This is a genomic window from bacterium, assembly GCA_016708315.1.
Taxonomy (GTDB): Bacteria; Zixibacteria; MSB-5A5; order CAIYYT01; family CAIYYT01; genus JADJGC01.
Map to the genome: position 1 here is coordinate 251,061 of JADJGC010000002.1, position 19,633 is coordinate 270,693.

The following is a 19,633-nucleotide window of genomic DNA, read 5'->3' on the forward strand; positions in this document are numbered from 1 at the left end:
AGTTGGGTACCAGTTTGAAATGATGATTCAAACCTATTTAGGTGAAGGCGGCACATTCAACGTACAGAGAAGAAATGGAGTACATATTTGGCAAAAGCGCTACGCTCGGCGAATTCACCGGCGATAGCCATATCGACTACGCCATCGCCTCCCGAAATTCACTGATCATTTTCGAATCGGATGGTGACGGCACATTCTCGAACCCGACAGCAATTTCCGTTCCCGACACCGCGATCTCACTCAACTCTGCTGACTTCAACTTAGACGGTCGCGATGATCTCGCGCTCGGCACAAAGCGGGGTCTGAAAATCTATCGCCAGACCGGCAAGCAGACATTTGTCCCAGTCGCCACCTATCCGCAAGACTATGGCTCCGTCGATCTTGATATCACCAACTCCGGCAGCGATTTCAACAGCGACGGCAAATTCGACCTCTGCATTGCCTCGCCCTCGGTTGGCGGCGCCAAGAGCAAGATGATGATCTACTACGGCAACGGCGACGGCACCTTCAATCAGACTGAGATTCGCGAAATCAATGGTCAAATCCTCGCTACTTGCGTCGGTGATTTCAACAATGACACTGAACTTGACATCGCCTTCGTCAACGGTTCGTCGCGTTACGTTGGGATCATCTTCGGCGATGGCAATGGCAATTTCGATAGCGAAATCAGGTATCAATCCCGGATTTGAATCCTCGGCTGATCGATTGACTCGACTACGATCTCGACGGCGATCTTGATCTGATCGTCTCCGCGGCAGGAAGTATTGGTGACAACGCGTTCTTCCTCCTGACCAACGAAAACAATCCCCCCGGATTTTCTGCCGGACAATTCGAGGTCAGCGTCGCCGACAATGCCCAGATCGCTGTGATGGCGCCAGGCGGCAGTCAATTGACTGATGTTTCCAACTCGATCCCAGCCGCATCAATGTACAAACGCGATCTCAACAACAATGACTTGCTCGATGGCTACGCTTGCCTCGGCGTCGTCGAGAGCGGCGAGTACATCATCAAAGCGCTTCCCAAACCCGACCAACCGACGACCACAACTTTCAGTCTCGAATACTCCTTCAGTGGACATCATTTCAGCCTGGCAAAGAACTGCCCGATGCGTGAAGGCGGCTTTGAATTCGGTGTCCCGCTCGATGCCAATGCCGTCGAACCGCAGCCGGGAAGTTTTGTCAACGCTACGATCGGCAGTTTCCAGTGGCAGGGAAGTGGCCAGTTTAATTTCCAATTGGCGACTGACATTCTTTTCGAGAACATCGTGCATCAACAGACCGTCTCGGGCAACAACCTGCCATTCTCAAGCGATCTCGGTTACCCCGATACAACCGCATACTTCTGGCGCGTGAAACCAACCACCCAATCAGAGTTTGGCAAATTGTACTCCTTCAGCGTGACCGGCACAGCGACCGATGTCGAAGACGCACCCGGCTCAATACTGCCATTGTCGTTTTCGTTAGCGCAGAACTATCCCAATCCATTCAATCCGACAACCCGGATAGAGTTTGAACTACCGCGCTCCGAGAAAGCGACTATTCGCGTTACCAACGTCCTTGGCGAGACTGTGGCTACGCTTCTGGATGAAGTCTTAACCGCAGGCCGCCATGTTGTCGAATGGCGCGGTACCGACCGCTCCGGCAAAGCTGTGCCGTCAGGCGTCTATTTCTATTCTCTGAAAGCCGGAGAATTTTCTGATGTGCGGAAGATGATTCTGCTGAAGTAATTCTGCTTTGGAAATTTCTGACCGTAACGGGTTGCTGCGTTAACTCCGCGGCAACCCGTTTCGTTGTGTGACGCGCTATTTGTAAAACTCTATCTCGTCCACCTGAAGCGTAAACTTCTCTATCGGCCCGCCTACCGGGAAGAACTGCACACCCTGAACATCCGTCCCTGTCCAGACGACCTTCTTGCCGTATGGCATCTGCTTCAAGTCCGCAAAGGGCACCTTGTACTCTTTCCATTCGCCGGTCGGTGGAGTGAACGGCGCGTAGTGGAACATGTAGTCAGTCACCGCCGCTGTCGGAAGATCAATCCTGTACGTGTTGCCGTCGCCTTTCGCCCAGAATTTGATACCCGTGTACGAGGTCACATCATAGTTGGCCTTCTCGCCCTCAAATCGCGTTGCGACACCGGCGAACATGATATACGGATTTGTCCCGACCACGATACTTCCGATAAACTTGAGCGACTGCTTGCTTCCGGCGGCGCCATCAGCGGCTATCGTTGCGGTAACGGTGGACTTGCCCTGCATCATCGTATCCGAAACACCGATCCAATAAAATTCCATCGGTGTCTTCTTCACCTCGAAGTCCACAATCTTCGGCTTCGGCACAATCGTTTTCACCGAGTCCGCCGCAAGGGAAGTCGCACTCGCGAATGCCAGCGACAGAGTAATCACAGCGATAGTCAATTTCATTCTCTGATCTCCTAAATTAGATTCTGATAATGTACGCTGAAATTACGTCATAGTTGCGCTCGATGCAAAGTCGAAAATGCCGCACCCCACAATGCATATCATGTATCCATAAAGTCCAAATTTTTCTGAGTCGCAAATGCAAATTGAGAGTAAAAGTAACAAGCGCGATTGAATGAGAAGTTAGCAGCTTCAGCTAAATCACAGTTTGCACGAGTTCGCGCTTACTCAGCACATCTTGACCGTTTTGCGCATGCGTTAATCTTGATCGTCTACCAAACCCGAGGATCCGCGCCGCAGTTTCTCGCGTGGGATTACCCATCTCGAAACTGCCGCGTGTTTCCACAATCGAAAGGAGACACCATGCTCTGGACCATCGCAGTAATTCTGGTAATCTTGTGGTTGCTCGGAATCGTCAGCAGCTACACGATCGGCGGGTTCATCCACATTCTGCTTGCACTCGCGATCATAGTGATTCTGTTGCGCATCATCTCGGGACGCAAACCGCTCTGAGCATTGCGCATCCGTGGGATGCACGAATTCATCGTAGGGGCGAGGTCCCCTCGCCCGTCATTCCGGCGAACGCTGGTGCCCCACCGCTTGCGGTGGGATTGCTGAATCAGACTTCTGGGACAGCCCCTGCACGCCTGTCGCGTCATTTGTCACGGTAGGACAGACATTCTTGTTTGTCATCGAGCAGTTTCTCAAAATGCCTTTGTGCGCGGCAGCTCTTCACGCCTGCCGCGTCATCACCTCACGATGAAAGGACAAACCATGAAGCCCCTCACCACAATCGGATTGATTTTGATAGTTGCCGGCGTCATTGGCCTTGCTTACGGTGGAATCACCTACACCAAAAAAGACAAGGTCATCGATGCCGGCCCTGTCGAAGTCCAGGTCGACAACGACAAACGCATCCCGATTCCACCGGTCGCCGGTGGCGCGTCTCTGGTCGCCGGAGTCGCGCTGATAATCTTCGGCCGTCTCCGAAGCTGACGCGACTACATCTGAGAGTATCCGAACCGAACACCATGTGCGCGGCAGTCGTCACGCCTGCCGCGTCGTTTGTCTTGGTAGGACAGCCATTCTTGTCTGTCAACGCATTCAGAGGGTTGTGGCAGGTCTTGATTTTGCGCGATCTTTGCAACGATATAGTGATTCATCACTGCACCAAAGCGCAAAATTGTGACCTGACGCTGCTCTAACTACCAAGTCTCGTAGGGCAGGTCTCCTCAGAGACCTGCCAACTCCCCCCACTAATCCTTGACGAAATCGGTCCAATATCGTAGCTTACTCCCAACCACAATCATAGTCGGCACGAGCGTTTGCCAACGGAGGAATTCTCATGAGCGCCAGAATTGTTATCACATTTCTAATGCTGTTAGTCGTTAGCTCAAACAGATTAACATTTGGCTCTGATTGCACCGACTCAACATTGGGACTTGTCCCGCTGACGGAACTGACTGGTACCTATCTCGGCCAACTCGGCGGTCTGTATCCGGCGGGCTTAAATGTTCCACCGGCCGCGCACGACTCGGCCGGCAAAGCGATTTCGCTACAGTTTCTTCCGCTCGATACAGCCGGCGTTATCGACCCCGTCAACGGCGTGTGGGTGCTTCTCTCGGTAGGCATGTCGAACTGCACGCAAGAGTTCACGACTTTTATGGCGGGCCTCGTTGGCGATACAACCTTGCATCCGAGACTTCGCATCGTCGACGGTGCGCAGGGCGGGCAGACTGCATTCAAAATTCAGCATGATACGGCATCCTTCTGGAACAACATCGATACCAAGCTGGCGACAGCGGGATTCACGCGCAAACAGGTGCAGGCAATCTGGTTCAAAGAAGCTGATGCCAGTCCTTCGGCGGCATTTCCGGTGCACGCGAACATACTTCGTGATGAGTTTGTTAAGATCGCGCAGGTGATCAAGTCCAAGTTTCCTAATTCCAAACAGTTGTTTGCATCTTCGCGAACTTACGCCGGGTACGCCTCGACTGGGCTGAACCCCGAGCCTTATGCCTATGAATCCGCGTTTGCTGTGCGTTGGCTGATCGAGGCGCAAATCAGCGGCAATGATTCAGTCAACTTTGATCCGGCGCTGGGTGTAGTGAATTCTCCGTGGTTGGCTTGGGGACCCTATCTGTGGGCCGATGGAGTTGTTCCGCGGGCTCTCGATTCGCTGCAGTGGTTCTGTTCCGATTTTATCACTGTCGATGGGACCCATCCCGACACAAGTGGCAGAGCAAAGGTGGCGAACCTTCTTGAGCAGTACTTCAAGACGAGCGACTATTCCAAAGTTTGGTTCTTGAAGGGTCCAGTCGCGGTAGTAGGGGATGCGGACGGAAACGGACAGCTGACAATCTCTGATGCCGTATATCTAATCAACTACGTTTTCTCTGGCGGACCGTCTCCAGATCCGATTGACCTCGGCGACGCCGACTGCACAAGAACAGTGACGATATCGGACGCTGTCTATTTAATCAGATACATCTTCGCTGGAGGTCCCGCGCCGTGTAGGCGGTGAGGATGGGCGGGAGGTGAAAGGTCAGGAGCCCCAGTCCTGACATCCTTCTGAATGTTTGCTGCCCACAGACTCTACGGGGAACTGCAAATCGTATGCTGCGCACGGAAATTCCATATTGACCGGAGACTCCACGTTCACTATTCTGTGATGACAATTCACGAAAGGGAAGTGGATGAACCACCAAAGCGACTACATTGGTAAGAAATTCTTCTCAAGAATTCCCGACAATGAGGAACCTGTCACGTTCACCTCACGCCCAACACTGATCGCGGAGGCGGAATTGTTTCCACGACAATGGTACTTAGTTGTGCGTTGATCTTTTATAGGCAGACAGGGGTGGAGACAGGCGGGCACCCGGGCATGGCGCGAGTTATCGGAGTCGTCGTATCTGCCGCCGTTTTTGCCGCTTCTGGCAGTTGCATTCTCGTCTGGTATTACAACCGCAACCGTGGCGCCTATCTCCTTTCGGGAGAGCATTGTCAAGGCAGCCGCCTTACGAAGAGCTGGATGCTGTCCTTGAAATCGTCACTCTATTCCGAAGTGATTAGTGTCTGCATGATCCTCAATGGCGGGGAATAAACTTCTTCAGACGAAACTCAAAACAATAATGCGCCTGAGCCTGCTTTCCGAGTCGGAAGAGGCACAGTTGTGGCCGCTGATTCAAAGCAAAATCGGAGTTGACAGGCTTGACAGCTCCGCATCGCAGAGATTGTCTGGAGTTCAGAGTGCGGAAAGTAGCAAACGTGGTTGGAAGCAGACGGCAGTAACAGCAATCCTGATGGTTGCCCTTGTCGCATACGTCCTTTGGCGACTTACCCACCTTGAATGATCGCAATCTCCCCCACCGGCACGGTGGGTTATTGAGACTCCAGCTATGTTCCCTCTTCACACAGCCTCCTACTCGCACGGCGCTGCCCCTTCTCCGAAGATGTAGCGAACCAAATACACCGCATCCGAAATGTTGATTGTGCCACCGCAGTCGGCGTCGCCAGACAAAAGTGGAGTAGGGGACGGACCATCTGAGAAGATGTAGTTAACCAGAAACACAACGTCTGTAATACTGACTGTTCCGCTGCCGTCCGCATCTCCGGGTACTAAACCGAGAGAGATATCAAAAGCCGAATGTACGTACTCCGGGCAAATACCATCGGCTGTTCCACCACCGGCCGGAATTAGTGTAAACAATCCAGCCACCCCGAAGAAAGTAGAATCAATTGTGATCAGGCTCGGCACAGCACCGGTCTTGGTCATGAATCTAATCGTGAATATCAGCCTTGCTGTACTACTCGCGGGAATTGCGCCACCTGAAAAGTTGATAGTCCCGACACCGATTATGTTCTTCAATGTGTCTTTTCGGTGCCAAAGTATTGTAAAGCCCATGTCGATTACTTCTTGACTCAGTGAAACAGAGGCGTAACGAATATTGGGACTGCTCCATTTGAACCCAAGGGATACTGCACCTAAATCTTCATCAGCATATACATAAACCGGCATATCGATAAATTGCCCCGGGACCACTTCATGAATGACAACTTTCCCTATTCGGACAGTGTCTCTTACACCAGGATCTACATCGCATTCACCAAACGCAGTAATCAGCGGCAGCGAAAGAAAAACGGCAACCAATGCCAGAAGCAGTTTGCTTTTCATGTTACCTCCTATCAAGGTCAATCAATCTCAAATCTTGACTAACAGCGCGAAGAAATCATTTGACGGTATTCGAAGACTCTCCCTTTGGTCTCTGACTTTCAACGATCAGACATGCCCATGTCAGACTCTGGAATGCTGGCGTTTAAGAAAAAATGATGTCCTGTAAATGTATGCAAACGTCTATGTTAGTCAAGGGTATTTGGTGTGCTGCGGCCTCTGTCGCCCACCGGAACGGTGAGTTTCTGACAATCCGGCTAACTTTCCCATTCCTAACCAGCAATTCCTCACCCACTCCTTCACCAAATCCCCCTAATTCGTTAGGGAAGTGGCACATCCAAATAATTCGCAAATTTTCTCAAAATAATTCGATAATCCCCTTGACATAGGACTTGCCATACGTATATTGGTCGTCCGCTGTTCAGGCAGTTGCTCTTTAACAAAAGAAATACTAAAAGCCTTGGTAGCGAAAAGAGTAGCCGCAAGGCGACTCGGGTTCTCGCAAGGGAATCATAATGATCTTTGACAAGTAAATAGTGTGTAAGAATTGAAATGCTTGTGATACGGGCAAGGTGAGAAAACAGAAATGTTTAATCGCCCTGTCATAAAAAAGTAAAGCAAGTCCGAACGCACAGTACGAGACACAAGTCTTGTGCTGTAGAACTTCAGATTAGCGATAAATTGAGCAATCAAATTTTTTTTTGGAGAGTTTGATCCTGGCTCAGAACGAACGCTGGCGGCGTGCCTCATACATGCAAGTCGAACGAGAAAGCCCGGCTTCGGTTGGGTTAGTAAAGTGGCGCACGGGTGCGTAACACGTGAGGAACATGCCCCTATATCGGGGATAAGCCTGCGAAAGCGGGTCTAATACCGGATGTTGTCATTGGATCGCATGGTTCGATGATTAAAGGCGGTTGAGTCTATGCCGTCGTATAGGGATTGTCTCGCGGCCCATTAGCTAGTTGGCGGTGTAATGGACCACCAAGGCTCCGATGGGTAGCCGACCTGAGAGGGTGACCGGCCACACTGGGACTGAGACACGGCCCAGACTCCTACGGGAGGCAGCAGTAGGGAATATTGGACAATGGGGGAAACCCTGATCCAGCAACGCCGCGTGGATGATGAAGCTTTTTGGAGTGTAAAATCCTGTCAGTGGGGACGAAACGTCCGGGTAGGAAATGACCCGGGCCTGACTGTACCCGCAGAGGAAGTTCCGGCCAACTCCGTGCCAGCAGCCGCGGTAATACGGGGGGAACGAGCGTTGTTCGGATTTACTGGGCGTAAAGGGCACGCAGGCGGGGAGACAAGTCAGATGTGAAAACCCATAGCTTAACTCTGGGCCTGCATTTGATACTGTTTCTCTTGAGTACGGGAGAGGATGGCGGAATTCTTGGTGTAGCGGTGAAATGCGTAGATATCAAGAAGAACACCGGTGGCGAAGGCGGCCATCTGGCCCGATACTGACGCTCATGTGCGAAGGCAAGGGGAGCAAACAGGATTAGATACCCTGGTAGTCCTTGCAGTAAACGATGGATACTAGGTGTTGGAGGTATCGACTCCTCCAGTGCCGCAGCTAACGCATTAAGTATCCCGCCTGGGGAGTACGCTCGCAAGAGTGAAACTCAAAGGAATTGACGGGGGCCCGCACAAGCAGTGGAGTATGTGGTTTAATTCGACGCAACGCGAAGAACCTTACCTGGGTTTGACATGCAGGGGAAAGCTACAGAGATGTAGCCTCGGCTTCGGTCGCCGCTGCACAGGTGCTGCATGGCTGTCGTCAGCTCGTGCCGTGAGGTGTTGGGTTAAGTCCCGCAACGAGCGCAACCCTCGTCCTTAGTTGCCATGCCGAAAGGCGGAACCCTAAGGAGACTGCCGGGGACAACCCGGAGGAAGGTGGGGATGACGTCAAGTCCTCATGGCCCTTACATCCAGGGCTACACACGTACTACAATGGTCGGTACAGAAGGTTGCAAGACCGCGAGGTGGAGCTAATCCCAAAAACCGGCCTCAGTTCAGATTGAAGTCTGCAACTCGACTTCATGAAGGTGGAATTGCTAGTAATCGCAGATCAGCACGCTGCGGTGAATACGTTCCCGGGCCTTGTACACACCGCCCGTCAAGCCATGGAAGCCGGGGGTACCCGAAGCCGTTTATCTAACCGTAAGGAGGATGGCGTCTAAGGTAAAATCGGTGACTGGGGCTAAGTCGTAACAAGGTAGCCGTAGCGGAAGCTGCGGCTGGATCACCTCCTTTCTAAGGAGCACGGTAGTGTTACAGTATCACACGGCAAAATTTGATACTGTACATGTCCATGTCGACGTATCTTACTTTGATTGGCATCTGGCTTAGAAACCAGTCTGTCATTCCCGCGAAAGCGGAAATCAAAGATCAAAGGACAAAACGAGCATCTCAATTAGCACACTATTTCTTGGATATAAAGTCCCCTGTCAGCAATGGCAGGGGATTTTTTTTGGTTGGTTGAAATTCCCGTTCAGGTGTTTATACTGGACATGCTAATCAACGTTCCTGAAAGACAGACATTGGAGGTGGTATGCCGGACCAAAGTGAAGAGCTGAATTCAATCCACAGAAAGTACACATCACTCGGCGGATTCGTTGATCAACTAACGATGGGTGCTCGCGCATTCGATTTTTATGTTCGTCGCATAGCACCGCTGGTGCAGCTCGTACTCACTCACCGATTGCCGTTGCCTCAGTACAAGTGAGTTGGGTTCTGATCTTGTTAACACCATTTTCATATCTTCTTGGACTCCTGAAGAATATACCGCGGACTGCTCGACTGCATCTGCCGAGACCACTGCGAGCAAACCTGAAAACACGGACCTAAATTGCATGTTGCATGGGTGGAAAGGGGCTAGCGAGGCCACCTGGGATCATTTCCCGATAGTCTCTTGAGTGACCCAAGATTCAACAGATGCGACCTCACAGCCGTGGACTATCCAACATTTCAGCTTAGAAGAAGTCTCACACCGATCAGTTGACCGTCTGGCTACTAGCTCAGCTGAATTCCAGGGGTATTTAGATCGCTATGTTCGAATATTCATTGTCGGTCATAGCCGGGAGGGATTGCGCGCCTTATGGTGGTTCAAACCAAACTGTCCGACGAAACGTCAAGATTAGGGCAATAATTTCTGTTGCCTCACCTTACAAGGGGCGCACGTGGCGAGTTTAGCGAGCGATCTCCGGAATATCAAAGGCAATTGCCCAAGATCTGGTAGAAGATTCTCGGTTCCTGCAATTTCTTGATTCTTTGTGGATGAGTATTGCAGTGAAGCCCGGCGACCTATGGCATTGGCAGTGTACGTGACCGTCGTTACTGTCGAGGTGCCCAACCATCGATGTAACGAAATAATTACATACCAAGATTGGGGCATATTTGGCCTGTGAAGCCCCCAACTCACGGATGATCGATATGTAGTCCCATCCTCGTTCCCTTGACAAGGAGGTACAGAAGAAACCATGACCAGAATCTTCATCTAGAGTTTGTGCTCGATAATGATTCGTTCTCCTAAGAAAGCCGGTGACACAACATAACGAAATTAGCTAGAGTTCCTGCGTCTGAACAGTCGTTGTTCGGACTTGTCTATGAGCCCTTCACGATCGCAGCACCTTATTCAATTTCGAGGCCAAGTCCCGTGAATGAGAAGCTCAAGAAAGAGTCGACGAACTTATCGATACGTACAGTTCGCGCCTAGCTCAGTATTGGCCTCGACTACTTTGAAATCGGGATGAAGCTGCTTTACGAGCGTCAATCGGGTCAAGACACTTTCAGGTTGCATTGGGCAATCTCTCGATCTCGGTCGAACTAATGCTCAAATCCTACATCGCCAAGAAAAGCTTCGGCATGTTATTTGATGCCGGTGCCAGTGAGTTTAAGATGTTATTCGCTTCGCCACAGAGTCTGCCAAGCGACTTCAATTGGCGACTCTATTGGGATATGCTGAGATCAAATTCGATAAAGACGATTGGAATTGATCAGACAATAAGTATTTTCTATGTTCTTCGCCCGGAATTGAAACCGGCAATGCATCCACATACTCGTTTTCTGGGATTATTCGAAATCCGGAGCGTTCACGCGATTCTTCAAATTATCAACGATACGATCTTGATCGATTGGCCTTCCTGAATCTAACTTTGCTCGAAGAACTTTGGGAGATCCCTAAAGATATTGACCGCCTGGAAGAGTCTTCCAGATAAACACAAAGAGTTTGTTAAGTCGTTCCAAACAGCACGAATTGAAAAAGTCAAGAAAAGCATTGAAGCCGCGAAGAAGAAGTATGCGGCGGGCTTAATCTCTGCACCAACTGAAATACCGACGATTGGAACCGGTATTTCACGCATGGCGGAACATTTGATCATGTTTGTAAACGTATCGCCGACTAGTGCGTCTACAAAACAGGAGGTGCAATCATGACACTTTTGACAAATCCAACACTATTCCTGGCAGTTGCCAGCATAGTGACGTTACTCCTTTCTGCTTCTGGTCAATGCCAGTGTCCCAACAATGACGAATATGTCGTCTACAACGCTCTCCTGAAACAGCTGGCGGAAAGGTCCTCCAGCACGGAAGTGGACAAAGGGCGATCCCCAATTACACGAAGACCACGGTGACTCCGTGCGTGAATGGGCGCAGTCAATGTGGGAACGGTCTTTGGGCGGTGGCGCCTCCGGCTACATTATCATGGAGATGGAAGTAGCCCAAGATTCGATTGATGCTAGTACACTTGCATATATCAAGAGGGAGATCGGCAAGTTACCGGACAAATCGATTGTTGAAGACTACAACAACAAGAACGCAACAAACTGTAAAATGGCAGCAGACAAATTCGACAGCACTCTTGACGTCAGATTGATTCCGAAGGGAGAGTTGGATGCCATTTTTGATCTGGACGGATGGAATACTTTCTATGAGAAGTTTCCCGAAGCCGACGGATTGGTTTGGCTAAGTCCGGTAGGGTTCGATAAGTCGGAAGAATTTGCAGTCTTGCTGTACCAGAGGCAGTTCGGAGGACTCGGGGATCCGGGACCTACTACCTAATGCAGAAAGGGGGAAGGCTGGAAGATCAAGTCTTCCGTCATGAGCTGGATCTCCTAATACTGTGTTCTGTCCAGTTTTCGATTAGGGGCCCCAGTCCCCCACCGGAACGGTGGGTAACTGATAGTCCCGCTATCTTCCACTCCAGATTCAGCCTCCGAGTGCAGGTCTAAACCTACACCCTTGCCAAATCACCTCCAGCACGCTAACTTGACTCCTTCAACACGCAACAAACTCATTTACAATAAGGCCATACACTATGAAAAAAAGGCTCGTAGGTCGGGTTCGCAGCGGAGCGTCGAACCCGACATTTCTAATCTCCCCTGTCCAGGTTCCACGTTTCACTAGGAACCCGACCTACAATCTTGCATTATCGCTCTCTTTAGACTATCTTACTTCATCTGAACACGCAAACAACTCATTTACAATAAGGCTACACACTATGAAAAAAACAGCCCTAACGACTCTGGTGATCGCAGCATCATTCTTCCTCGGCTTTGCTTTCAACGCCATAATCGCTGACGATTCCGCTGGCAGCGCACCCATCAAGAAAGTCACCGGCATCGGCGGCATCTTCTTCAAATGCAAAGACCCCAAAGCCGTGCGAGCGTGGTATCAAACTCATCTGGGATTAAACGTGAATCAATACGGCACTGTCTTCGAATGGCGGCAGGCTGATGACTCAACGAAGAAGGGCTTTTCGCAGTGGAGTCCGTTTGGCGAAAAGACAAAGTACTTCGAGCCGTCAACAAAGGAGTTCATGATCAACTACCGCGTTGCCGATCTCGAAGCGCTTGTTGCAGAACTGAAAAGAGATTCGGTGGTTGTCACCGACACCATTGAGACCTATGATTACGGGAAATTCGTTCACATTATGGATCTTGAGGGCAACAAGATCGAACTGTGGGAACCCAACGACATCGAATATGAAAAGCTCGGCATCCAGGAAGGCGCCGTGACGACGAAGTGATTTCACAACGATCCCACCGCATTGAGACTGTTGAATAATCACGATCGTGCGCGCCCGCCGTCCACGTCGGGCGCGTTTGGGCGCGGCGGGCGTAGACGACCACCGCGCACTTGGCGTGCAGTAGAGTAGGTCCGAACCCCTGTGGTTCGGACTCTTGATTCAGTGCGCGGCACGCGTCCTCGTGTGCGCGCCAATCTCATTCCTCCACAAAAATCCCCCATCTTTTCGTACAACAATAAGCTACGAATCGAAATCGAAAGGAGTCACATCATGCCGCCAACCAACACCCAAACCGTCACCATCGAAGCTACCGTCAACGCGCCAATCGACAAAGTCTGGAACTACTGGACCGCACCCAAGCACATTACACAATGGAACGCCGCCTCGTCTGACTGGCATTCACCCCGCGCCGAAAACGATCTCAAGGTCGGCGGCCGATTCAATATCCGCATGGAAGCCAAAGACGGAAGCTTCGGTTTTGACTTTGAGGGAGTCTATGACATCGTCATCTCCAACAAACAGATCGCCTATACCATGTCTGACGGTCGCAAAGTCGACACCACTTTCACAGCGAACGCCAACTCCACCAAAATCGTAACGGTCTTCGATGCCGAATCCGAGAACCCTATCGATATGCAGCGCGAGGGCTGGCAGGCAATCCTGAACAACTTCAAAAAGTACACGGAATCAAATTAAAAAGGTCCGAAGTGTAGCACTCCGGACCTTTGAACTCAACGCAATGTATTCATCACGTGCTGTAGTGGAGAATCGCTCCTACGCCGCCAGACACAAATACGTTGCTTGCTGATGTGCCCCACACGCTGTATAGCCACTTGCCGGGACTGCTCTTTACACTGCTCCAACTTGTTCCATCATAGTGCAAAACCGTTCCGGCTGTGCCGCCGTATCCGGCAGCGTAGACATCGTTGCCTGAACTGCCCCAGAGTCCGGGAATCGAAGCGGTGGTACCGCTCGTCATGGCACTCCACGCCGTGCCGTTGTAGCGGAGAATCGTACCGTTGTCTCCCGCCGCGAAGACATTATTGCTTGCCGTGCCCCACACGCACTTGAGCAGGGAAGTTGATCCGCTCGTCATCGCGCTCCAGTTTGTGCCGTTGTAGTGCAAGACGGCGCCACCATCTCCAACCACAAAGACATCGCTCGCCGAACTTCCCCAAATTCCAGAAAGCGTGCCGGTGAATCCACTGGTCATGGGGCTCCAGGCCGTACCATTGTAATGCAAAATCGTGCCACTGTAGCCGGCGGCAAAGACATCGCTCCCTGAACTGCCCCAGACGCAAATGACATTGGCAATTGTACCTGGTGTCATATCACTCCAGGCCGTGCCGTTGTAATGCAAAATCGTTCCGTTCACGCCGTACCCGACCGAGAAAACGTCGCTTCCGGAAGCACCCCAAACAGCTTGAAGAAATGTGGTCGAGCCACTCGTCATCGCACTCCAAGCCGTTCCGTCGTAGTGCAAAATTGTGCCGTTGTCTCCCACAGCAAACACGTTGCTACCCGAGCTGCCCCAGATAGCAGGAAGCGAAACAGTGGTGCCGCTCGTCATTTCACTCCAGCTCACAGTTGGTTCGTTTGGTCCGTCTCCGTCATCATCGCTGCAACTTGCGGCAAACAGCAAAAGCGCTGTCACTGCTAGCGCGGTCGAAAGGTGTCTAAGTACTCTCCACGTCATAACGCTCCTCCTCAGAAGCAAGTGTAAAGGAATACCAGTATGTGTCGTCACGTCAGAAAATTCCGATATTGGATAGAGCAATCTATGATACGAGCCGTCGCAATGCAATAACTACTTAGAAGTCCATGAATTGTTCACCCGAATACGCAACCAGAATCATCGTTGAAGAAAATGAGTTTATCTTCCAAAGATAACTGACGTTCAATCCAGCGGTTGAGTAGCTTCGAAACTCTGCGTATCAACGGCTCTGCTGTTTACTGCCTTAGTCTGATTCAGTCACAATATGCATAGAATTGCCAACTGGCAGCTGCGTCAGAAATGTAGGCGCTCTCCAAGCTCTAGCACTACGAAGTCGCACCGTTCATCAATAGTCCCAGTTGGTACATCGATTACGTTGAAGTGACACCGTGTATACCAATCTCGAAGCGCCAAGTAAACACGCTCTGCATCCTCGAAACTCTGGTCTCGCTCGGAATCCGTGCGGTAGATTTCATGCCACGGCGGCAAGATGAAGGCGGTAGAATGATAAGGGTACTGCTCGAGTAGCCTTCGTCGCTCGATATCAGAGAGCTGACCCAACTCGGCCAGCATCCCGAGCGAGTCGAGCAAACTACGATCGAAGAAAATGATCCCGTTGGAACTTCGCGTTAACTCATACTGAGCTATATCGCGGTCCATGATCGCCTTAGCAAATTCCATCGGCGAGGGTCTGGGACTGAGCCCTTCACTATTGCGTTCAGCGATGATCTCGCGAGCCACCTCCGGGATCACTGCGTACCCGCGCTGCTTGAGTCCCTGAAGAAGGGAAGTCTTGCCGGCGCCCGGCCCTCCAGTCACCGCTACTCGAATCGGACCTATCTTTTCACCCATCCTGCATGTCCATTCATAATGTCATTTCTGACAATTAGCATCCGGTTGACCAATATGCAAACTCTCATACGACGCACCAATCTCTTTCAGGATCAACCCGACACGTATTTCTCCCGGGCTTTTCCGCTTGCCCTTCAATCTCAACTTTCGCATCCTGTCCCAAAACCTAAACCAGTAATCGAGGAACCATAATGTCTATGAAATTCTTGCTGGCGACAACCGCCGCACTCCTGCTTCTGACCGTGTCCGGCTTTGCGCAAAAGGCCGACAATTCCATCGATGCCAAAATCAAGAAGTATGTCAATGTCTGGGACGAGATTATCAACAAGGGAAAACTCGAGCTCTTCAATGACTCAAACTTCACACCAAATGTCGTGATTCATACAGCTCCGCAAGACGTCGTCGGTCTGAAAGCAGCCAGAGATTATTACGCCAACTACGTGACGGGCTTTTCCAACATCAAGTTCACTGTAAAGGACTGCTTCGGCCAGGGCAACAAGATCGCCAAGCATTGGGCGTTCGAAGGCATCCACACCGGTGTATTCTTCGGCATACCAGCCACCGGCAAAACCATCAAACTCGAAGGCGTCACGCTCGTCCGTATGGAAGGCGACAAAATTGCCGAAGAGCAGGACTTCTTCGACAACCTCGAATTCATGCAGCAATTGGGATTGATACCGAGATAATCACGCACAGTTAAGGTCCGAACCGCAGTGGTTCGGACCTACAAACTAAGTTGTCAGAATTCTGGCAGAGTCTACGGGCAGGGAACAGTCTTGCAAACTGCCCAACAAACGATCGGCGGCGTGGTGGTGCAATACATTACCCAAATACAGCATTTTGGTTTTGCTGTGGCGGTATCGGTCGAGACAATCGAGAAAGCACCGACCAACAGAATCGCCAACGCGAAGAGAACAAACACTGCTTTCATTTTACGCAAAGCCATCATAATCATTCACCTCCTTCCATCTTGATGGTTCCAATCGATCTCAAACTCGCTAAGACTTCATTCTTCTGTCTATCCAAGAGAGCTCCGGGCCAAACCTGTATGATCTGTCCGCTGGGCGCAATCAGTACGGTTTGCGGAAGCAAATTTCCCTTGTACATGTCGACGATGGATTGCTCAGTGACGGCTAGTACAGGGAATTGCAGCGCGTTGGCTGTAAGGCTTCACGACCTTCTGCAGCGGCGCAGGCGCAGAATCCGACAATGCGAAGCTTTTCCGGGACATGCGCTCGATAGATATTATTCCAAAGCCCAATGTTGTCTTCGCATGACGAGCAAGCAGGGGAGAACCACAGAATCAGAGTGTACGGTGCCGTATCAGAATATGTCAGGCTGAATTCGTTTCCGTTGATATCCTGGCGCGCACCGCAGGAACCGAATCGCCAGCTTGTAAGGTCTTTTCAAAGAAACGTGACGGATCATCAAGCATCGCCTTGAGTTGGCGGTTCTGATACGTCAGGTAAATGATCTCAGCGCCCATAAGCAGAATTATCGCGCCAAGGGCAATCATGCCGATGTTAATATTCTTCTTCATGTTAATGTGACTCCATAATCTAAGAAGGCTGAATGTTTGTCAATTAGAATTTTGTATTGAGACGTCTTCACCCGAAATTCTCCGTAATCTTGCTAATCACGCGCAGTCCGTACTTTGGGCGAGACGTGCGGAGGCCATCGTCTTGACAATAGGAGTCGTATGCATTGATATGAGAACATTGCCGCCGATAGTCACAACAGGAGAACGCCCATGCCCAAAGAATACATCAACCCGCCCACACTGTTCCAGAGCCAGCAGTTCGGCTTTTCGCAAATAGTCACCAGCAGCGGCGGCAAAACCGTCTATATCTCCGGCCAAACCGCCTGGGACGTTCAGCAGCACGTCGGCGAAGAGCACGATCTTGCCGGCCAAACCCTCGGCGCGCTTCGCAACCTCGAAATCGCAGTTCAGGCCGCCGGCGGCAAGATCGAGGACGTCGTCTCTTTACGCATCTACATCGTTGGCCAGTGGATCCACAATTCGCGCGGCGTCCGTGAGGGTTTACTCGCATTCTTCCCGGAAGACAAACTGCCGACTAGCACCTGGATTGGCGTGCCGGCATTGGCGAGCCCCGACTTCCTGATCGAAATCGAAGCAATCGCGGTCATCGAGTGATTCTACTGCAGCTCCCTTGACACGACGTATTGAACATATTATCTTTCTTCCACATTCATCACAACCAAACCGTCGGAGGGCTGCAAACCATGACCGCCAACAAATCAATCACACCTGCAATCAGTCGCATTGCGGTAATTCTTGCCATCTTCGCCGTACTTGCGCTTCTCTCGTGCGCCACCAAGCAGACATCAACCCCAATTCAGCAGGCTCCGGTACAGTCAACCGTGCCTCAAATCGCCATCGACTACGCCTGGCTCGACAGCGTCAATCTCGAACTCCATCACTGCACTCGCACACACCAGGATGGCCGCAAGCAGGGATTCTACCTTGTCGGCGAAATCCACGTTTACAACAAACCGACTTCACGATATGCCGATACTCTACTTGCAATCCTACAGCCGAGACTGTTTCTGAGTGAGGGAGTCGATTCTTCACAAAAAGAGGTGTTCAAAAAGCACAGCGACGCTAGAAGGGATTTCTTTGGTCAGATCGGTTACGGGGAACCAGAACTATCTCGGCTCGCAGAAGCCCGGGAGATACCGGTCGTCTGGCTCGAGCAAATCGACTCTACTACAGGCATTCACGCGGGAATCACCCCGTCAGAAAAGGAAGGACTTGAAGTCGCTACCGCCGTACTCGGAGCGCCGGCTTCACCTCAAAACGCCGTTGTCAAACAGATGATGAAGAAGTTTCTTGACAATCCTGAGGGCGTTTACAAGGGGTTGATGAAAATGCTTTCGCAATTTGGCGTGGACACACTTGCATTCCAAAAGAGAATAGAGGACCAACCCAGATCCGGCATCATCGACGTGCGCAACGAACTTATGACACAAGCTGCTATCGAATACATCGTTCCCGAGAATGGCTGCATTCTGATCCGCTTTGGCATGGGCCATACCAAAGGCATGATCGAAGAACTCGCTAAACATGATTGCGAATGCGAGCCAATTTCACTGCAGGCTTTCTTGGAGAGCGCACGGTAACACTCTCGTCGTAGATCGGAAAAGATGTCCATCCACTTTTGGAACCGAAGTGTATAACCAAAGTGGGCATCAAAGTCATCGTTCTACAAAATCCGAAACTTCGGCAAGAAAGGGATCACAAATGCAGAAATTCATTTGTCTGGCGGCTTGTCTGTTGGCGGCACTCAGTCTCGCGAGTCCGCTGAGCGCATCGAGCCTTGACGATGCGGGAGTGATATCACTGCGAATCGTTAACTCCGCCAGAGCAGTTGCACTCGGCGGCGCAGTTGTACATCTCGTCGATGAGGAAGCTCCGCACTACAGCCCCGGGGCAGTTGGAATTTTCCATTTGCACAAGTACTTCGCCGTCACATCTCCCAACAGCACAAAGTGGCTGCCGGAAATGCCGACATCGGATTTGGAATTGGCCAAATTCAGCGTAAGCGCCGGCTACGCTCTTTCCTTTGGCGACAAGTCCAACTTCCATCGCCCGAGAATTGCCTTGGCTGCAGCCTATTCACGATTCAAGCTCGATTACGGCACATTTCCGATTGACGATAGCCAATCCACTTCGCAATACGACAAGGCCGACGGCTACACCATTGCCGCGGGATTCGAATACTACCTTCGTGCTGGTTTTGGCTACACCCACAAGACCATAAAATCCGACCTATCAGTACCATTCTATAGCATGGTGGGCACTGCCGACGTTTCTGACTACGGCATTCTTGTAGAGTTACCGATTGCGGAGATACTCAGGCGCACTGATGATATCGGCAGTCCCCAAACCGGCGCGGTCGAGTTTGAGTTCACTCCTTCCATCGCCTACGTCAAAGCTAACGACGGCGATGGTTTTAAATACTCTGGTGTATTTGTGAATGAGTCATTGCCGACAACAAGCAAAACCGGCATCGCCTTGAAAACCGGCGTCAAACGCGATCAATTGCCTCTTGCTACATTGTTGCTTGTCTACGAGTCCGAGAAAGAACTGTACAACGATGACCGTAAATCCAACAGACGTGGTGTGGAACTCGGCCTCTACGACGTATTTTATGCGCGCCTAGGAAAACTCGACGATGACTGGGGCGAATTGCATCCTTACACTTTCGGATTCGGAGTCAGTTTCGGCGGGCTATTGACATGGCTGGAGTCGCGAAATGTCCTGCAACGTGGCGAAGTCCTGCGTCGCGTTGACTTGAATTTCGACTACGCCCAATACGAAGGCGGCGATTATCCGTTGGCAGACACAAAATTCTATCGCCTGCGACTTTCGATTTAAGTTGTTACCAGCATCCGTGAACGTTATAAACATTGGCGTGGGTAAACTCCGAAGCT

24 protein-coding genes and 1 rRNA gene are annotated in these 19,633 nt (G+C 51.1%); 18 read left to right on the forward strand and 7 right to left on the reverse strand.

Annotated elements, in window-relative coordinates:
* Positions 1 to 74: 74 nt before the first annotated feature.
* On the forward strand, positions 75 to 689 hold the full coding sequence (locus tag IPH59_01335) for a VCBS repeat-containing protein (protein ID MBK7090357.1): 615 nt from the start codon (positions 75 to 77) through the stop codon (positions 687 to 689).
* Here the strand turns inward: IPH59_01335 and IPH59_01340 are convergent.
* Positions 674 to 889, reverse strand: coding sequence for a hypothetical protein (locus IPH59_01340; protein MBK7090358.1), 216 nt, complete (start codon positions 887 to 889; stop codon positions 674 to 676). The two genes, IPH59_01335 and IPH59_01340, sit on opposite strands and share 16 nt — an antisense overlap.
* Between IPH59_01340 and IPH59_01345 the strand changes: the two genes are divergently transcribed.
* Positions 890 to 1,726 carry a T9SS type A sorting domain-containing protein gene (locus IPH59_01345; protein MBK7090359.1) on the forward strand — a complete coding sequence of 279 codons (837 nt, stop codon included), beginning with the start codon at positions 890 to 892 and terminating at the stop codon, positions 1,724 to 1,726.
* A gap of 75 nt (positions 1,727 to 1,801) precedes the next feature.
* On the opposite strand, the gene IPH59_01350 is transcribed toward IPH59_01345, so the two are convergent.
* On the reverse strand, positions 1,802 to 2,419 hold the full coding sequence (locus tag IPH59_01350) for a CIA30 family protein (GenBank protein MBK7090360.1): 618 nt from the start codon (positions 2,417 to 2,419) through the stop codon (positions 1,802 to 1,804).
* Positions 2,420 to 2,779: 360 nt separating this feature from the next.
* Between IPH59_01350 and IPH59_01355 the strand changes: the two genes are divergently transcribed.
* From IPH59_01355 to IPH59_01375, 5 genes are all read left to right on the forward strand, one after another.
* The gene (locus IPH59_01355; GenBank protein MBK7090361.1) at positions 2,780 to 2,929 is read left to right on the forward strand and encodes a lmo0937 family membrane protein; all 150 of its coding nucleotides are present in this window, start codon (positions 2,780 to 2,782) and stop codon (positions 2,927 to 2,929) included.
* 246 nt (positions 2,930 to 3,175) lie between these two features.
* Positions 3,176 to 3,412, forward strand: a complete 237-nt coding sequence (locus tag IPH59_01360; protein MBK7090362.1) for a DUF3185 domain-containing protein — start codon at positions 3,176 to 3,178, stop codon at positions 3,410 to 3,412.
* 349 nt (positions 3,413 to 3,761) lie between these two features.
* Entirely contained in the window at positions 3,762 to 4,940 is a 1,179-nt protein-coding gene (locus tag IPH59_01365; GenBank protein MBK7090363.1) for a dockerin type I repeat-containing protein, read from the forward strand.
* Positions 4,941 to 5,300: 360 nt separating this feature from the next.
* Positions 5,301 to 5,519 carry a hypothetical protein gene (locus IPH59_01370; protein MBK7090364.1) on the forward strand — a complete coding sequence of 73 codons (219 nt, stop codon included), beginning with the start codon at positions 5,301 to 5,303 and terminating at the stop codon, positions 5,517 to 5,519.
* Positions 5,506 to 5,769 (forward strand): hypothetical protein, encoded by a 264-nt coding sequence (locus tag IPH59_01375; GenBank protein MBK7090365.1) that lies wholly within the window; start codon positions 5,506 to 5,508, stop codon positions 5,767 to 5,769. Before IPH59_01370 ends, IPH59_01375 begins: the two co-directional genes overlap by 14 nt.
* A 68-nt stretch (positions 5,770 to 5,837) precedes the next feature.
* Here IPH59_01375 and IPH59_01380 read toward each other — a convergent pair whose 3' ends face one another.
* Positions 5,838 to 6,590 carry a dockerin type I repeat-containing protein gene (locus tag IPH59_01380; protein ID MBK7090366.1) on the reverse strand — a complete coding sequence of 251 codons (753 nt, stop codon included), beginning with the start codon at positions 6,588 to 6,590 and terminating at the stop codon, positions 5,838 to 5,840.
* Positions 6,591 to 7,285: 695 nt separating this feature from the next.
* On the opposite strand from IPH59_01380, the gene IPH59_01385 reads away from it, so the two are divergent.
* The 7 genes from IPH59_01385 to IPH59_01415 all read left to right on the forward strand — a co-directional run bounded on the left by IPH59_01385 (position 7,286) and on the right by IPH59_01415 (position 13,308).
* Positions 7,286 to 8,840 (forward strand): 16S ribosomal RNA (locus tag IPH59_01385).
* Positions 8,841 to 9,138: 298 nt separating this feature from the next.
* Entirely contained in the window at positions 9,139 to 9,312 is a 174-nt protein-coding gene (locus IPH59_01390; protein ID MBK7090367.1) for a hypothetical protein, read from the forward strand.
* A gap of 1,103 nt (positions 9,313 to 10,415) precedes the next feature.
* Positions 10,416 to 10,733 (forward strand): hypothetical protein, encoded by a 318-nt coding sequence (locus IPH59_01395; GenBank protein MBK7090368.1) that lies wholly within the window; start codon positions 10,416 to 10,418, stop codon positions 10,731 to 10,733.
* A 42-nt stretch (positions 10,734 to 10,775) separates the two neighbouring features.
* A complete protein-coding gene (locus IPH59_01400; GenBank protein ID MBK7090369.1) occupies positions 10,776 to 11,021 on the forward strand; it encodes a hypothetical protein in 246 nt (81 codons plus the stop codon).
* Between the two features lie 222 nt (positions 11,022 to 11,243).
* Positions 11,244 to 11,645: a hypothetical protein gene (locus IPH59_01405; GenBank protein MBK7090370.1), complete on the forward strand. Its 402-nt coding sequence runs from the start codon at positions 11,244 to 11,246 to the stop codon at positions 11,643 to 11,645.
* Between the two features lie 541 nt (positions 11,646 to 12,186).
* On the forward strand, positions 12,187 to 12,612 hold the full coding sequence (locus IPH59_01410) for a VOC family protein (protein MBK7090371.1): 426 nt from the start codon (positions 12,187 to 12,189) through the stop codon (positions 12,610 to 12,612).
* A 270-nt stretch (positions 12,613 to 12,882) separates the two neighbouring features.
* Positions 12,883 to 13,308: an SRPBCC family protein gene (locus IPH59_01415; protein MBK7090372.1), complete on the forward strand. Its 426-nt coding sequence runs from the start codon at positions 12,883 to 12,885 to the stop codon at positions 13,306 to 13,308.
* Positions 13,309 to 13,360: 52 nt separating this feature from the next.
* On the opposite strand, the gene IPH59_01420 is transcribed toward IPH59_01415, so the two are convergent.
* Both IPH59_01420 and IPH59_01425 read right to left on the reverse strand, forming a co-directional pair.
* Positions 13,361 to 14,308, reverse strand: coding sequence for a hypothetical protein (locus tag IPH59_01420; protein ID MBK7090373.1), 948 nt, complete (start codon positions 14,306 to 14,308; stop codon positions 13,361 to 13,363).
* Between the two features lie 312 nt (positions 14,309 to 14,620).
* Entirely contained in the window at positions 14,621 to 15,178 is a 558-nt protein-coding gene (locus IPH59_01425) for an AAA family ATPase (protein MBK7090374.1), read from the reverse strand.
* Positions 15,179 to 15,369: 191 nt separating this feature from the next.
* Here IPH59_01425 and IPH59_01430 point away from each other — a divergent pair, with 191 nt between their 5' ends.
* The gene (locus IPH59_01430; protein ID MBK7090375.1) at positions 15,370 to 15,864 is read left to right on the forward strand and encodes an ester cyclase; all 495 of its coding nucleotides are present in this window, start codon (positions 15,370 to 15,372) and stop codon (positions 15,862 to 15,864) included.
* Between the two features lie 71 nt (positions 15,865 to 15,935).
* Here the strand turns inward: IPH59_01430 and IPH59_01435 are convergent, their stop codons facing one another.
* Positions 15,936 to 16,127, reverse strand: a complete 192-nt coding sequence (locus IPH59_01435; GenBank protein ID MBK7090376.1) for a hypothetical protein — start codon at positions 16,125 to 16,127, stop codon at positions 15,936 to 15,938.
* Between the two features lie 384 nt (positions 16,128 to 16,511).
* Positions 16,512 to 16,718, reverse strand: a complete 207-nt coding sequence (locus IPH59_01440) for a hypothetical protein (protein MBK7090377.1) — start codon at positions 16,716 to 16,718, stop codon at positions 16,512 to 16,514.
* A gap of 210 nt (positions 16,719 to 16,928) precedes the next feature.
* Between IPH59_01440 and IPH59_01445 the strand changes: the two genes are divergently transcribed.
* From IPH59_01445 to IPH59_01455, 3 genes are all read left to right on the forward strand, one after another.
* On the forward strand, positions 16,929 to 17,333 hold the full coding sequence (locus IPH59_01445) for a RidA family protein (GenBank protein MBK7090378.1): 405 nt from the start codon (positions 16,929 to 16,931) through the stop codon (positions 17,331 to 17,333).
* 89 nt (positions 17,334 to 17,422) lie between these two features.
* A complete protein-coding gene (locus IPH59_01450; GenBank protein ID MBK7090379.1) occupies positions 17,423 to 18,319 on the forward strand; it encodes a hypothetical protein in 897 nt (298 codons plus the stop codon).
* Between the two features lie 121 nt (positions 18,320 to 18,440).
* Positions 18,441 to 19,577 carry a hypothetical protein gene (locus IPH59_01455; protein MBK7090380.1) on the forward strand — a complete coding sequence of 379 codons (1,137 nt, stop codon included), beginning with the start codon at positions 18,441 to 18,443 and terminating at the stop codon, positions 19,575 to 19,577.
* The last annotated feature ends 56 nt before the right edge of the window (positions 19,578 to 19,633 follow it).